This is a genomic window from Providencia alcalifaciens (genome assembly GCF_020271745.1).
Lineage (GTDB): Bacteria > Pseudomonadota > Gammaproteobacteria > Enterobacterales > Enterobacteriaceae > Providencia > Providencia alcalifaciens_B.
Map to the genome: position 1 here is coordinate 3,808,306 of NZ_CP084296.1, position 14,197 is coordinate 3,822,502.

At 43.0% G+C, this 14,197-nt stretch carries 12 protein-coding genes; 5 read left to right on the forward strand and 7 right to left on the reverse strand.

All coding sequences use genetic code 11. The features are described 5' to 3' along the window. Positions 1 to 2: 2 nt before the first annotated feature. Genes plsX through yceD form a run of 3 tightly spaced genes read right to left on the reverse strand, consistent with a single transcriptional unit; the run spans position 3 to position 1,762 of the window. Entirely contained in the window at positions 3 to 1,043 is a 1,041-nt protein-coding gene (gene plsX / locus LDO51_RS17720) for a phosphate acyltransferase PlsX (RefSeq protein ID WP_225575611.1), read from the reverse strand. 11 nt (positions 1,044 to 1,054) lie between these two features. Beyond that, positions 1,055 to 1,225 carry a 50S ribosomal protein L32 gene (gene rpmF, locus LDO51_RS17725; RefSeq protein ID WP_006660802.1) on the reverse strand — a complete coding sequence of 57 codons (171 nt, stop codon included), beginning with the start codon at positions 1,223 to 1,225 and terminating at the stop codon, positions 1,055 to 1,057. 12 nt (positions 1,226 to 1,237) lie between these two features. Then, positions 1,238 to 1,762: a 23S rRNA accumulation protein YceD gene (gene yceD, locus LDO51_RS17730; protein ID WP_036953067.1), complete on the reverse strand. Its 525-nt coding sequence runs from the start codon at positions 1,760 to 1,762 to the stop codon at positions 1,238 to 1,240. Between the two features lie 142 nt (positions 1,763 to 1,904). Here yceD and LDO51_RS17735 point away from each other — a divergent pair, with 142 nt between their 5' ends. Then, positions 1,905 to 2,489, forward strand: coding sequence for a Maf family protein (locus LDO51_RS17735; RefSeq protein WP_225575612.1), 585 nt, complete (start codon positions 1,905 to 1,907; stop codon positions 2,487 to 2,489). A gap of 49 nt (positions 2,490 to 2,538) precedes the next feature. On the opposite strand, the gene rluC is transcribed toward LDO51_RS17735, so the two are convergent. Further along, on the reverse strand, positions 2,539 to 3,495 hold the full coding sequence (rluC, locus tag LDO51_RS17740) for a 23S rRNA pseudouridine(955/2504/2580) synthase RluC (RefSeq protein ID WP_225575613.1): 957 nt from the start codon (positions 3,493 to 3,495) through the stop codon (positions 2,539 to 2,541). A 618-nt stretch (positions 3,496 to 4,113) separates the two neighbouring features. Between rluC and rne the strand changes: the two genes are divergently transcribed. Beyond that, positions 4,114 to 7,332: a ribonuclease E gene (gene rne / locus LDO51_RS17745; RefSeq protein ID WP_225575614.1), complete on the forward strand. Its 3,219-nt coding sequence runs from the start codon at positions 4,114 to 4,116 to the stop codon at positions 7,330 to 7,332. A gap of 156 nt (positions 7,333 to 7,488) precedes the next feature. On the opposite strand, the gene tmaR is transcribed toward rne, so the two are convergent. Further along, positions 7,489 to 7,824 carry a PTS system regulator TmaR gene (gene tmaR, locus LDO51_RS17750; protein WP_225575615.1) on the reverse strand — a complete coding sequence of 112 codons (336 nt, stop codon included), beginning with the start codon at positions 7,822 to 7,824 and terminating at the stop codon, positions 7,489 to 7,491. Between the two features lie 288 nt (positions 7,825 to 8,112). Here tmaR and LDO51_RS17755 point away from each other — a divergent pair, with 288 nt between their 5' ends. The 3 genes from LDO51_RS17755 to sbcB all read left to right on the forward strand — a co-directional run bounded on the left by LDO51_RS17755 (position 8,113) and on the right by sbcB (position 10,267). Next, a complete protein-coding gene (locus LDO51_RS17755) occupies positions 8,113 to 8,427 on the forward strand; it encodes a type II toxin-antitoxin system RelE/ParE family toxin (RefSeq protein WP_225575616.1) in 315 nt (104 codons plus the stop codon). Between the two features lie 8 nt (positions 8,428 to 8,435). Continuing rightward, complete coding sequence (locus tag LDO51_RS17760; protein WP_225575617.1) at positions 8,436 to 8,753, forward strand: addiction module antidote protein; 318 nt, start codon at positions 8,436 to 8,438, stop codon at positions 8,751 to 8,753. Between the two features lie 74 nt (positions 8,754 to 8,827). After that, the gene (gene sbcB, locus LDO51_RS17765; protein ID WP_225577307.1) at positions 8,828 to 10,267 is read left to right on the forward strand and encodes an exodeoxyribonuclease I; all 1,440 of its coding nucleotides are present in this window, start codon (positions 8,828 to 8,830) and stop codon (positions 10,265 to 10,267) included. 179 nt (positions 10,268 to 10,446) lie between these two features. Here sbcB and dld read toward each other — a convergent pair whose 3' ends face one another. Together dld and LDO51_RS17775 are read right to left on the reverse strand one after the other, a co-directional pair. Beyond that, a complete protein-coding gene (gene dld, locus LDO51_RS17770) occupies positions 10,447 to 12,174 on the reverse strand; it encodes a D-lactate dehydrogenase (protein WP_225575618.1) in 1,728 nt (575 codons plus the stop codon). Positions 12,175 to 12,477: 303 nt separating this feature from the next. Next, positions 12,478 to 13,860 carry an APC family permease gene (locus tag LDO51_RS17775; RefSeq protein ID WP_225575619.1) on the reverse strand — a complete coding sequence of 461 codons (1,383 nt, stop codon included), beginning with the start codon at positions 13,858 to 13,860 and terminating at the stop codon, positions 12,478 to 12,480. Between the last annotated feature and the right edge of the window lie 337 nt (positions 13,861 to 14,197).

Sequence of the window (14,197 nt, forward strand, 5' to 3'; positions counted from 1 at the left end):
GGTTATTGATCACTCCTGGGTAAAACAATATTAAGTCGAGCTGTTATTCTTTGGGGAACTTGTCGTTCAACAGCCTGTACCGCACGTTCAATTGCGGCTTTAAACGCATTCTCATTCGCTGCGCCATGACTTTTGATGACAATCCCTTTTAATCCTAACAGAGTCGCGCCGTTATACTGGTCGGGGTTCATATCCCCAAAACGCTTCATTAGCCGTCTTTTCAACCATTTCTTAGCGAGTTGCATAAACCAACTGCTTTTTTTGTTCTCTTCACCGGCTGATTTTAACAATGAAAGAATGACACGAACCACCCCTTCCATTGTTTTTAGTGAGACATTACCTGCGAAGCCGTCACACACTAATACATCCGTCTTGCCTGTCAGCAACTCGTTGCCTTCAACATAACCAATGTAATTAATTGACGCCGTTTCTTTCAACATAGCGGCGGCTTCGCGGATATTGTCCAGCCCTTTACTCTCTTCTTCACCAATATTGAGTAAAGCGACTTTAGGTTGATTGATGTTGGCGATTTCTTCCGCCACCACTGAACCCATCACTGCGAATTGCACGAGCATTTCACTGCTGCAATTCACGTTAGCCCCTAAATCGAGGACAACAGTTTTTCCTTTTTTCTGATTTGGCAAAATGGTCATTAACGCTGGGCGTTCAATACCTTCAATTGATTTTAACATCAACTTTGCCAAGCCCATCAATGCACCCGTATTACCCGCACTCACGCAAGCCTGTGCTTGACCTGTCTTCACTAACTCTAATGCCACTCGCATTGATGTCCCTTTGCTTTGGCGAATTGCGTGGGATGGCTTAGCATCGTTAGCAATGACGTTTTCAGCAGGGATAATTTCGATACGCGAAATTTGCTCCGCACTTTGTTGTGCAAGCAAAGGATGAATGGCTTCGGGTTGACCGACAAGCAGTAATTTCAATGCTGGATTAGATGCCAGTGCCTGCAATGCAGCAGGCACCGTGACGCGGGGACCAACATCCCCGCCCATGGCATCTAACGCGATGGTTAGACTAGCCAAAGTATCAACAATTACTTGCTGATAACCTTACGACCACGGTAGTAACCATCTGCAGTCACGTGGTGACGCAGGTGAGTTTCACCGGAAGTTTTATCTACAGAAACTAGGGTAGCAGTCAGTGCATCATGTGAACGACGCATACCGCGTTTTGAACGAGTTGGTTTATTCTGTTGTACGGCCATTGACCTTACTCCTTAAGTACTTTTCTTTAAACTGGCTAATACGGCAAATGGATTTGGTTTCTCTACCTCAGGAGGTAGTTCACCATACACCATGTCCGCTTCGGACACTTCACAGTGTTCAGAATCATGAACCGGAACCACTGGTAGGGATAGAATTATTTCATCTTCTAACATTCCCAGCAAATTTATTTCACCAAATTCATCTACATAAACTGGTTCATACTGTTCCGGTAATGCTTCGGCCTTTTCGTCACTGACGACAGGACTAAAACAATACGATACGTAGACATGATGTTTGAAATCTTTTCTGCAACGTTGGCATTGTAGGGTGACATCCAATTCAGAATGTCCCTCTATGACCGTCAAGCGCTGATTATCAATTTTAAATGATAATTTGCTTTCAACATCACTATCTACACTGACTACTGATTCGGCAATTCGTGTAACTTGCTCAGGTGTGTAACTCCCGACATAGTCGAGGTTTTTCTGAGCTGCACGCTGCGCATCGATAGTCAGGGGTAATTTTACCTTTTGCATAAGGCGCGCATATTAACTTTGTAATGAACTATAGTCAAAGAAAAAGGCGGGATAAACTCGCCTTTTCACCAAAAAATCGCCGGTTAAGCGGATATAGTTTAAAATGAGTTAACCCTTTTGGCTATGAGTTTCGAGAAAAATCATGAAATCGATTATTTTGGCGTCAACCTCTGAATACCGACAAGCCTTACTGAAGAAGCTGGGCATCCCATTTCTAGCCGCTGCACCCAACATTGATGAAACCCCTATTCTACAGGAATCGGCTCAAGCTTTAGTGATGCGCTTATCTCACGAAAAAGCCAATGCATTGGCTTTTCAATATCCACAACATTTAATTATCGGCTCTGACCAAGTCTGCGTCATTGACGATAAAATTGTCGGAAAACCGCACAATTTTGATAATGCGTTTAAACAACTCAAGGCAGCTTCAGGTCATCGGGTGACTTTTTATACTGGGCTTTGCTTATTAGATAGTGCGACAGGTAAATTCAATCTTCAGTGCGAACCCTTCGATGTCTATTTTAGACAGCTCACTGATGAAGAGATCACGCAATATCTGAATAAAGACAAACCTTACCAATGTGCGGGCAGTTTTAAATCGGAAGGATTAGGCATTAGCCTGTTTGATAAGCTTTCAGGGCGAGATCCAAACACACTGATTGGTTTGCCGACTATTTTATTGCTGGAGATGTTACGCCAGCATGGTGTCAACCCACTCTTAGACTAACGAATAAGGTTAGCTAACCTGCGGGGGGTGCTAACCTTTATTATCATTATTACTGCGCTTTTTTCGCTCTCAACACTTTCAGACACTGATTCAAATCGTTATGTAGCGGCGCAACGACCCGCATCTCCTCACCTGTTTTCGGATGAGTGAATTTCAGTGAATACGCATGCAAGAACAAACGCTTCAGTCCTGTATCTGCCAGCTGGCTATCAAATTGCTTATCACCATAACGATTATCAAAAGCAATTGGGTGACCTGCATGTAAAGTATGTACACGGATCTGGTGAGTACGCCCGGTTACTGGGCTCGCCTTAACTAACGTTGCATTCTCAAAACGCTCTTCGACTTTAAACCGTGTTTCCGAAGGCTTTCCTTCACTACTGACTCGAACAATACGCTCACCGCTTTGCAAAATATTTTTCAATAATGGAGCTTGTACAACTTTAGTATGTGACTGCCAATTGCCACGCACTAACGCTAAATAATCTTTTTGCATCTGTTTTAAACGTAATTGTTCGTGAAGCGCACGTAACGCCGAACGTTTTTTAGCGACCAATAAGATACCGGAAGTGTCTCTATCTAAACGATGCACCAGCTCTAGAAAGCGGGCTTCTGGGCGTAATGCGCGTAGCCCTTCAATCACACCGAAGCTTAATCCACTGCCACCATGAACCGCGGTACCTGATGGCTTGTTGATGACTAAAATGGATTCGTCTTCAAATAGAATGCAATCTGTTAATGCTGCCACCTTATCCAATTTCGCTGAAACAGGTGCAGTTTCACGCTCAGCAACACGCACTGGCGGCACGCGAACTTGATCCCCTTCGAGGAGTTTGTATTCAGGCTTAATTCGCCCTTTGTTGACGCGCACTTCACCTTTACGGATGATGCGATAAATCATGCTTTTAGGAACACCTTTTAACTTGCTCAGCAAGAAATTATCAATGCGTTGCCCTGCTTCGTCATCGCTAATATCAATAAATTGGACTTGGTTTTCTGTTTTCATTCGGGAATGCGTTAACTCTGATTGATGAATAAATAGTCTCACTTACATCGGTATATCATACCGACTCCACGAATTTTTTTATGTTTTTTTTTAAATTGCTCAATTTCTGCATGATCGGCTCAATTTCTTAATAAAATTTCCATATAACTTACGTTGCACTTGCTATAATGCACTTGGCAATGGAATAATAAGCGGTGCCAAGATGTTTAAAAACGAAAATTGGCTTTGCTATGTTAGCTTTAGGTGTTTTTACACTTTCGGCTATAATTATTTTTAGCTAGTAGAATACAAGTTAGACGTAATACTGTAGGAATTTATTATTTGATGGCGTAACGATGCTGCAATGGCGTAAGACATCTAACTAAATCAAATAAATTAGCGAGCAACGAATTTTAGCTTATTGGGTTGGGAGTCTCCGTTTTCTAAGAAATCTACGGCATCCTGATTAAGAACGCTGAATTTTTAATCTAAAAATCAGGTTCACCGAATACTGCGCGTCTCTATACGAACGACTGCCGAGAGGTAGACGGCTTTGTAAAAATCATGAGGCCATCGGTTTACAGTAGCTCCTTCTTTCGCTGCTCTTTATTATTTAAAAAATAATGAGTAAGTAATAACATGAAAAGAATGCTAATCAACGCAACTCAACAGGAAGAGTTGCGTGTTGCCCTTGTTGACGGGCAACGCCTCTACGATTTGGATATTGAAAGCCCAGGTCATGAGCAGAAAAAAGCCAACATTTATAAAGGTAAGATCACCCGTATTGAACCAAGCCTCGAAGCTGCTTTTGTTGATTATGGCGCTGAAAGACACGGTTTCCTGCCTATCAAAGAAATCGCTCGCGAATACTTCCCTAGCAATTATCACTCCCAAGGTCGTCCTAACATCAAAGATGTTCTGAAAGAAGGGCAAGAGGTTATTGTTCAAGTTGATAAAGAAGAGCGTGGTAACAAAGGTGCAGCCTTAACCACATTCATCAGCTTAGCGGGTAGTTATTTAGTTCTGATGCCAAACAACCCACGTGCCGGCGGTATTTCTCGCCGCATCGAAGGTGAAGACCGTACAGAATTAAAAGAAGCATTATCTTGCTTAGAAATTCCAGATGGTATGGGATTAATCGTCCGTACTGCGGGTGTGGGTAAATCAGCTGAATCCCTGCAACAAGATTTACTGTATCGCTTACGCCACTGGGAAGCGATTCAAAAAGCCGCTGAAAACCGTCCAGCTCCGTTCTTAATCCACCAAGAAAGTAATGTGATTGTCCGTGCTTTCCGTGATTATTTACGCCCTGACATCGGCGAAATCCTGATCGATAACCCGAAAGTGGTTGAGATGGCACGTAACCATATCGAAGCGATTGGTCGCGGTGATTTTGCTAGCAAAATTAAACATTATAGTGGCGATGTTCCTCTATTTAGCCACTATCAAATCGAATCTCAAATCGAATCTGCGTTCCAGCGTGAAGTGCGTTTACCTTCTGGCGGCGCGTTAGTTATCGATACAACCGAAGCATTAACGGCTATTGATATCAACTCCTCACGCTCAACCCGTGGCGGTGATATCGAAGAAACGGCATTCAATACTAACCTTGAAGCGGCTGACGAAATTGCACGTCAATTACGTTTACGCGACTTAGGTGGTCTGATTGTTATCGACTTTATCGATATGACCCCAGTTCGCCACCAGCGTGAAGTTGAAAACCGTCTGCGTGAAGCCGTTCGCCAAGACCGAGCGCGTATTCAAATCGCGCGGATTTCACGCTTTGGTCTATTGGAAATGTCTCGCCAGCGTCTTAGCCCATCACTGGGTGAGTCCAGTCATCACGTCTGCCCTCGCTGTACAGGTACGGGGACTATTCGTGATAACGAATCCCTGTCACTGTCAGTACTGCGTTTAATCGAAGAAGAAGCACTGAAAGAAAATACCCATGAAGTGCATGCGATTGTCCCTGTGCAAATCGCGTCATATCTGTTAAACGAAAAACGCCAAGCAGTCACGGAAATTGAACAGCGTCAGCGTAACGTGCGCGTTGTGATTGTACCGAATGACCAGATGCAAACACCTCACTTTAACGTCATCCGTATCCGTAAAGGTGAAGAAATTCAAACCCTGAGCTACAACTTAGCCCAGTATCATGAAGCTGAAACTTTAAACCACGGTGAAGAAGCGACAACTGAACGTAAAGCACCTGAGCAACCTGCTATTTCTGCATTTGCACTGCAAGAACCCGTTGAAGTTCCTGCACTGAAACCAAAAGAAGCGCCAGCTAAAGCACCCGTTCATGCAAAAGTGGATGAGCAACCTAAGATTGGTTTATTTAGTAAAATTGCTGCTTTCTTTAAAGGTCTCTTTGCTGAAGAAGAAAAAGCAGTTGAAAAACCAGCACAAAAGCCACGTCAGAATAACAATGACCGTCGCCGCAATAATGATCGTCGTCGCAATAATAACGACCGCCGTAATAACAATCGTCGCGACCGCGATGATAATTACGACAATCGTGATAACCGCGACAACCGCGATAACCGTAATAATCGCAATGCACAATCTGAAGATGCTGCAAACCGCAACAAGGGACGTAATAACAAGAATGCGAACCAAGTTGAAGAGCAAACCACTGACAATGCAAATCGCGAAAATCAGCAGCAACGTCGTGATCAGCGCGCAGAACGTCGTCGTCGTCAAGATGAAAAACGTCAACAACAAACTGCAAAAACGCAGCAAGATAACCAGCAAACCGCTGTTGATAATGCCGCTGTAGAAAAAGATGAAGAAGAACAACGCCCTGTTGCTCCTCGTCGTCAACGTCGTCAATTAACACAAAAAATTCGTGTGACTGACAATGACCAAACAGCAGAAACGTCAATGGTTGCTGATACCGCTGTTGTTGCAGAAAAACCTGCAGCACCGATTGCGGCATTGCCAGCAGCAGTGAATGTTGAGAAAAAACAATCTCATGTTTCTCTGGATGAAGATGACAACTTAGCGACTAACTCAGAACAATTGGATGATGATGAAAAACAAGACACCATCATTCCACGCCGTTCTCGTCGTTCACCTCGTCATCTGCGTGTAAGTGGTCAGCGTCGTCGCCGTTACCGTGATGAGCGTCATCTGAATAAATCACCAATGCCTTTAGCGGCGGCTGTAGCCTCCCCTGAATTAGCCTCTGGTAAAGTATTTATTCGCTACCCTGTTGTTCAACCTCAACAAGAAAGCATGGCTATCATGACCAATGAAGAGATGCTGGAACAACAAAATACCGTTCAAGCACCTGTGGTAGCTGCACCGATTGAACATGTTGAAGTGAAAGCCGAGCTCACTGAAGCCCCAGTTGTTACTGAAACTGTTATCGATGCACCGAAAGTAGAAACGGAAGCCCGCGTTATTGTTGAAACCGCAGCAGTGGAAAGCGATGTTGTTGAAAATATTGTTGCTGAGAATGTTGTTGAGAATGTTGTTGAGAATGTAGCAGCAGACGTTATCGAAGAGACAAAATCAGAAGTCGTTGAAACCCTGGTTGAAGTCCCTATCGTTGAAGAGGTCAAAACTGTTGTTGAACCTGTCGTTGCAGATGTGGTGATTGAAACCGCAGTTACTGCAGCAGCAGTTGTTGAAACTGCCGTGATTGAACCCGCTTCAACAGCAAATACAGTTAGCTTACACAAACGCCATGCATACTCACCAATGACGAAAGCCCCAGCTCCTGCTGTAACGGCTTCAGACTTTGAAATTAAAGAGTATCAACGTGAGCCATCAACCTTTGAATCTAAAGGCGCTGGTGGCCATGTGGCAGCCAATGTTGCGACATCAGAAATGGCAAAACCTGCTAGCTTCTGATTTTAACGAGTCACTGACGAAAGCCTTGATGGGAAACTATCAAGGCTTTTTTATTGGTAACACATTTATCCATCGCTAATTTGCATAAAACCCACAAAAACAAAAAGAGCCTTTAATTAGGCTCTTTTTTCGTATTTTAACGCTTTAGATTGGGGATTATTTAGTGTCTAACTTAGAAGAGAGTTCACCCATTTCTTTAAGCTTTTTAGAGATCTCACGACGCTCTTTGGATAATTCAGCGTTCTTAATGATGTAATCATCGATACGATCATCATAGTCGCTACGCATGTTTGCAATAATGCCATGGATATCATCAATGGACATACCTGGTTTGATGTACTCACTCAGGTTATCTAACAGCAGAACACGCTTTTGGTTATCACGAATTTTCTTTTCGTTATCCGTGATTTCGCGACGAATTTTATTTTTACGACGAAACATACGCACAAATTCCAGTACATTTTGGAAAGTTGGTTTGTTGGCGTTGTCCATGTTTAAAATCCCCTATTCAATAATCAAAATGTATTGTCTATTAACACAATACCTTCTTCTAGGGTCTCCTTACAAGACACATTCGCTATTTTATTGATTTGAATTTAATGATTTGCATTGCCAATGCATCTTTAGGATTTGATTTGCGAGCGTGCTCGTAAGCCATTTACATACAGACAAACTTCCTCCATTAAATTCCGCCTGTTTTATTAATCAATGTTAGTAATAACGTTCTTTACTGAAACAAAACACTTGAACATTGTAGCCTATAAGATACCATGAGGACATATGCGTATAATCCGGCATTATTTAACCACGGATGGTAAAGATCCATGCTCAGATTTCATCGATAAAATCAAAGACCCAATTGCTAGAATTAAAGTGGTCTTACGTATTAACCAACTGGCTAAAGGAAATTTAGGGAAACACAAATATTGTCGAAATGGAGTATGGGAGTTAAAAATTGACCAAGGACCTGGATATCGAATCTATTACAGTTTAGTTAGAGACGAGATTATTTTACTGCTTTTAATAGGTACGAAAAAAACACAGCAAGCAGATATTGATATCGCAATTCAGTATCTAACCGATTATTTAAGGTAGGAACAAACATGGCTAAATCTCGATTACATGACGATGCAGTGGTTGAAATGCTACGTAAAGATCCAACTCTCATCCCAATTTACCTACAGCAAGCCTTTGTACAGATTGATGAAGATGGCGGGCAAGCCGCATTTTTATTAGCTTTACGCCATATTATTGAAGCTCGAGGAGGGATGGCGGATATAGCCGAACAGTCCGGCTTGTCCCGAGAAACACTCTATCGAACATTATCCCCAAGCGGAAACCCAACGTTAAAAACGCTACGTAGCATCATTAATGCAACTGGAATACCATTTTCTTCACTCGCGACGCTATCCCCCACATAAGTTTAGATTTTCTGTCAGATGGTTTACCATAGCATCAAACCGTTATGCGTTTGCATTACTCACCTAAATCGACGATGGACCTCATTTTGAAAAATAAGCATAATCAGCCGACCTTTTTTATCCATGACTATGAAACATTTGGTAAGCATCCGGCTCTGGATCGCCCTGCTCAGTTTGCGGGTGTGCGCACAGACTTAGATTTCAACATCATCGATGAACCTGAAGTATTTTACTGCAAACCTACGGATGATTATCTACCTCAGCCAGAAGCAGTAATGATAACCGGCATTACCCCGCAAATCGCGATGGCCAACGGCGTGAATGAAGCGGAATTTGCGAAGCGCATTCATAACGCATTCAGCGTACCTAACACCTGCATTATGGGTTACAACAATATTCGCTTTGATGATGAAGTGACGCGGAATATTTTCTATCGCAACTTTTATGACCCATACGCCTATAGCTGGCAACAGGGTAATTCTCGCTGGGATCTTTTGGATGCATTACGTGCTTGCTTTGCACTACGACCTGAAGGGATCAACTGGCCAGAAAATGATGACGGGCTACCTAGCTTACGCCTTGAGCACTTAACCAAAGCTAACGGCGTCGCCCATGAAAATGCCCATGATGCGATGTCTGACGTTTTAGCAACCATTAATATGGCTAAGTTACTGAAACAAGCTCAACCCCGCATGTTTGATTATTTCTATCAACTGCGAAATAAAAACAAAATTAACCAGTTGATCGACATCGTGGATATGACCCCGTTAGTTCATGTATCAGGGATGTTTGGCGCGGTACGCTCTTATATCAGCTTAGTTGCCCCTCTCGCTTGGCACCCTGAGAATAAAAATGCGGTGATTATGTGCGACCTGTCTGCCGATATGTCACCGCTTCTAACGTTAAATGCGGATGAACTTCGTGAGCGCTTATACACACCGAAAGCCGAACTAGGTGACGAGCTACCCGTCCCAGTTAAACTGGTACATATTAACAAATGCCCAATCCTTGCCCCTGAGAAAACCTTGCGAACAGTGGATGCTGAGCGTACAGGTATTGATAGAGACCTGTGCATGCGTAATTTGGAATTATTGCGCAAAAACCCTGATGTGCGGAATAAATTGATTGAGCTGTTCAGCGTCGCCCAAAAATTTGAAGAAAATAACGATGTGGATAGCCAAATCTATAATGGTTTTTTCAGCCCGTCTGATCGCTCTACAATGGACATTATTCGCGAAACGCCACCACAGAATTTACCCGCATTGGATCTTAGCTTTGAAGATAAACGGATGAAGGCGCTATTTTTCCGTTATAAGGCGCGCAATTTCCCTGCAACTCTCTCTTATGATGAGCAGCAGCGTTGGTTACAGCATCGCCGCGATTATTTTACTGAAAGCCGTTTAACGGATTATTTACAGCAAATTCAATTGCTCATGGAAGTTCATCATGAAGATGAAAAACGCTGTCAGCAATTAAAAGCCTTAGTGAACTATGCCGCAGAATTAGCAAGTTGATTGTCAGTGATAGAGATAAAAATAGCTCTTTTGAGTTGTAAAATTAACGAGGAAAATCAATTTATTGATTTTCGCCTGATAACACAAAGAGGGAAAAACCACGTTTTTATCCCTCTTTGTCATCAATCTCATGGGCAGAAAACCTGCCCATTTTTATTATCTTTTAGTGGTCTAGTGATCTAGTGGTCACAACCACAATCCCCTTCCCAATGTTTCCGCTTAGTGGTCTTTCCAAGACCTGGATTCATGGTGTTTGTTGGGTCTGACTCTTTATAAAATGATTTCAATTGTTCTGGCGCTTGATACAAATGCCCAACGTTGTGCTCTGCTGGGTACTGAGCACCTCGCGCATCCAGTAACTCCAACATTTTTTGCTTCAGCTCTTTCGGATCTACGCCTTTTTTCAAGACATAATCTTGGTGCATGACGTGGCACATAAAATGTCCGCAATATAATTTATGCACAATCAGGTTTTCAATTTCTGGTGGCAATTTTTCAAACCAATCACGGTCATTACGCCTTAGTGCTATGTCTAGCGGCAGGACATCTTCCACATCATTATTATGTACAGCATGGTAGCGAACAGCAGATCCCGCAGCGGCAAAGCGATGTAAGAATGCTTTTGCGCCTTCTTCTGGTGTGCATTCAAAATAACCACCATCCGCTGTGGCGAAGAAGGATTTCAACCAGACTTTGGCTTCATCAATGCCATCACCTGCCATTTTGAGCATTAAATGGTGCTCATACTGGTCACGGAACTGTTTCATGCGCGGTGGTAGATGAGATGGCCACAGTTTGCTTAGCAGCTGCATGGTACGGTCAATTAAGTTTGATGGCAGTAGTGGCACTTTATTTAACACCGCATCCATTCGCCCTTTAATGGTAAAGAATATTGGCATTTTATCGGTACCAAATTTATCTATCATTAAGAACGTATCTTTGCCGTAAATTTCTGCAATATCAAAACAGCCACGGTGCATATACTCACCCGCAACAGGCAAGTTTTCAAACTCGCTCAAAATATGGCGGCGAATGTCTTCTAGAACATCTGGATTGTTCGAACCAATATAGAAAACTTGTGTGGCTTTGTCCGCAGGGAAAGTGTCTAAACGAACAGCGAAGACCGCTAACTTGCCAGCACAGCCAGAGGCTTCAAACAACCGACGCTCGTCCGCATTAAAGCGCGATGGTGTATCTGCATCAACATCACGCACGCGTTCTGCATAATCATGATCGGATGCCAACTTTTCACTATTTTCAATATCTTCACTGCTATAGCGACGGTTTTGTAGGTTGGTTAAGATCTCTTCGGGGGTTTTCCCCAATTCGATACCTAAGTGATTTACCAGCTCAACTTTGCCATCTTCATTGACGCGCCCATATAAAGCCAACTCAGTATAAGCAGGGCCGCGACGTACAAGGGAGCCACCAGAACTATTACAAATTCCTCCCACAACGGAAGCACCAATGCATGAAGAGCCAATTAAGGAGTGTGGTTCACGCCCCAGTGGTTTGAGGATTTTTTCGAGGTCATAGAGCGTACTGCCTGGCATCGCGACCACTTGGTTAAATTCGGGTAACACTTGAATTTGGTTTAGGCGTAACGTACTGATAATGACGATATCACGATCATAATCATAACCGCTCGGCGTAGAGCCTTCGGTAAGCCCTGTGTTTGCCGCTTGCATAATCACAATTTTGTCAGCTTCGACACAGGCTTTAAATACATACCACTGTTCGAGTAACGTGGTTGGGAATACAACGGCAATGGCATCACCCACTCCTGAGCGGAAGCCTTTGCGATAACGTTCTGTTTTATGGGGTTCGGTAAGGATATTTTTTTTGCCAACAATGTTCCTGAGTGTGAGTAATAATCGTTGGTTCTCAGGATTTTTTACATCATTCATCTCATGCCTTCCTGTCAGGGTCTTGTCATTAAACCCATCCACAATATCACATAAGATTAATATGTTAAGGAATTATTAATGCCTTTTAGAAACAAAAACAGCACCCAAAGGCGCTGTTTTTATTCGTCATCAATTTCAGTTTGCCGTTTGCCGTTCAATCATTTTGATGCTTACACACATTCAAAATAATTCGTGTTGTAGCTAGGCGGCAAATAAAGTCATCCCGATGAGCATACATGAGTATGTGATTCGGGTGACTTTATGATGCCAACAACGCTACGGCGCGAAATATGAAGAATATATCTATACGTCGCTCATCTGCGGCATCGGCCTACGGAACATACGAGTCAGCACAACCATATACACCAGACCAACCGCCGTCCAAATCAGACCATAAACCATTGAATCTTCTTCGATATTCAGCCACAGCACACAGACTGTTAGCGTACCGATGATCGGTAATATCAAATAGTTCATGATGTTTTTGAAGCCTTTAATACGACGTTCACGGATAAAGAACTGGCTGATGACTGAAATATTGACGAATGTAAATGCAATCAGTGCACCGAAGTTAATTAATGCTGTTGCAAAATCCATCTCAAACCAGATAGCGCCGAGGGCTAAGAAGCCAACTAATAAGACGTTATAAGCTGGTGTACGCCATGTTGGGCTAACGTAGCCGAACACTTTTTCTGGGAATACGCCATCACGACCCATTACATACATTAGACGCGCACTACCCGCATGAGCCGCCATACCGGATGCTAATACCGTGACACAAGAGAACACAAGGATAATGGCTTGGAAGAAGGACCCCGCCACAAATCGCATAATGTCAGGCTGTGTTTCGTTAATATTCGCAAAGCGTGAAACGTCTGGGAAAAATTGCTGTAAGAAGAACGAAACAGTAATAAAGATCACGCCACCAATCAGTGCGGTTAAGAAAATTGCACGAGGAATGACTTTACCTGCGTTTGGTGTCTCTTCTGACAGTGAACTTAATCCATCAAAGCCTAAGAATGAGAAACAGAGAATTGTCGCCCCAGCAATAAGTGGGATTAATTCTGTTTTTTCATTAGCAAATGGATTGAATGTCCAGATCTCCCCAGTCCCCTCTCCATTTGAAACCCCGTGGATCACTAAACCTGTGAATACGGCCATTACCCCTATTTGGATAATCGCAATAACCGTACTTAAGTTTGCAATCACGTTGATGCCTCGTAAGTTTGCGGCGGTCATTAAAATAACCAAACCAATAACAAAAAACGCAGGTTCAACATTTGGGAAAATATCTTGTAAATAAATTTTCGCCAATAAGATATTGATCATTGGCATGAAAATGTAGGACAGCAAAGATGTCCAACCCACAAGGAAACCAATATGTGGACTCATTGATTTCTGGGCATAAGTATATGCTGAACCAGCGGATGGGAAGCGTTTAACCAGCTTACCGTAGCTCAGTGCAGTAAACAGTATCGCAGCAAGTGCAATAATGTATGAAGTCGGGACGTGACCACCCGTTTTATCTGATACCATTCCGAAAGTATCAAAGATAGTCATTGGCTGAATATACGCAATACCGATCATGACAACTTGTACAAGCGTTAATGTCTTCGCAAGTTGAACACGGTTATTGGCGCCAGTTTGGTTGTGGCCGATATCTAAAGGTACGGAATTATTTTGCATGATAAAGCCCTCCCATAACTTTCGATTGCGTACTTCGACTCAATCGACAGTTACTGGGAAGACTTTGCATCTGCCTATAAGCAGAAAAGAAAGAGGAGAAGTGAAAAAGTGTCTGTGCGAAGCCGGTGTTTGCTCCGTAGTCATCAATGCGGCAACGACGGCCGCTTGGCCCTGCTGCCAGTGCGAAAAAGTAAGCCATAAAAGCATTCCTCAAAGCTGTAGCGTGAAATATTAGCTACACGTAAATATTTATTTATCTATCCGGCCTGATATCCGGCCCCGTTAAAATGAAAGAACCCTAAAAAGCAAAAAAACCGATGCCGGTTTTTATCAGGCA

Bases quoted from the DNA above. Each gene is read 5' to 3' on its own strand.
- rpmF (WP_006660802.1), bottom strand. From the start codon at position 1,225: ATGGCCGTACAACAGAATAAACCAACTCGTTCAAAACGCGGTATGCGT.
- yceD (WP_036953067.1), bottom strand. From the start codon at position 1,762: ATGCAAAAGGTAAAATTACCCCTGACTATCGATGCGCAGCGTGCAGCT.
- LDO51_RS17735 (WP_225575612.1), top strand. From the start codon at position 1,905: ATGAAATCGATTATTTTGGCGTCAACCTCTGAATACCGACAAGCCTTA.
- rluC (WP_225575613.1), bottom strand. From the start codon at position 3,495: ATGAAAACAGAAAACCAAGTCCAATTTATTGATATTAGCGATGACGAA.
- rne (WP_225575614.1), top strand. From the start codon at position 4,114: ATGAAAAGAATGCTAATCAACGCAACTCAACAGGAAGAGTTGCGTGTT.
- tmaR (WP_225575615.1), bottom strand. From the start codon at position 7,824: ATGGACAACGCCAACAAACCAACTTTCCAAAATGTACTGGAATTTGTG.
- LDO51_RS17755 (WP_225575616.1), top strand. From the start codon at position 8,113: ATGCGTATAATCCGGCATTATTTAACCACGGATGGTAAAGATCCATGC.
- LDO51_RS17760 (WP_225575617.1), top strand. From the start codon at position 8,436: ATGGCTAAATCTCGATTACATGACGATGCAGTGGTTGAAATGCTACGT.
- sbcB (WP_225577307.1), top strand. From the start codon at position 8,828: ATGGACCTCATTTTGAAAAATAAGCATAATCAGCCGACCTTTTTTATC.
- dld (WP_225575618.1), bottom strand. From the start codon at position 12,174: ATGAATGATGTAAAAAATCCTGAGAACCAACGATTATTACTCACACTC.
- LDO51_RS17775 (WP_225575619.1), bottom strand. From the start codon at position 13,860: ATGCAAAATAATTCCGTACCTTTAGATATCGGCCACAACCAAACTGGC.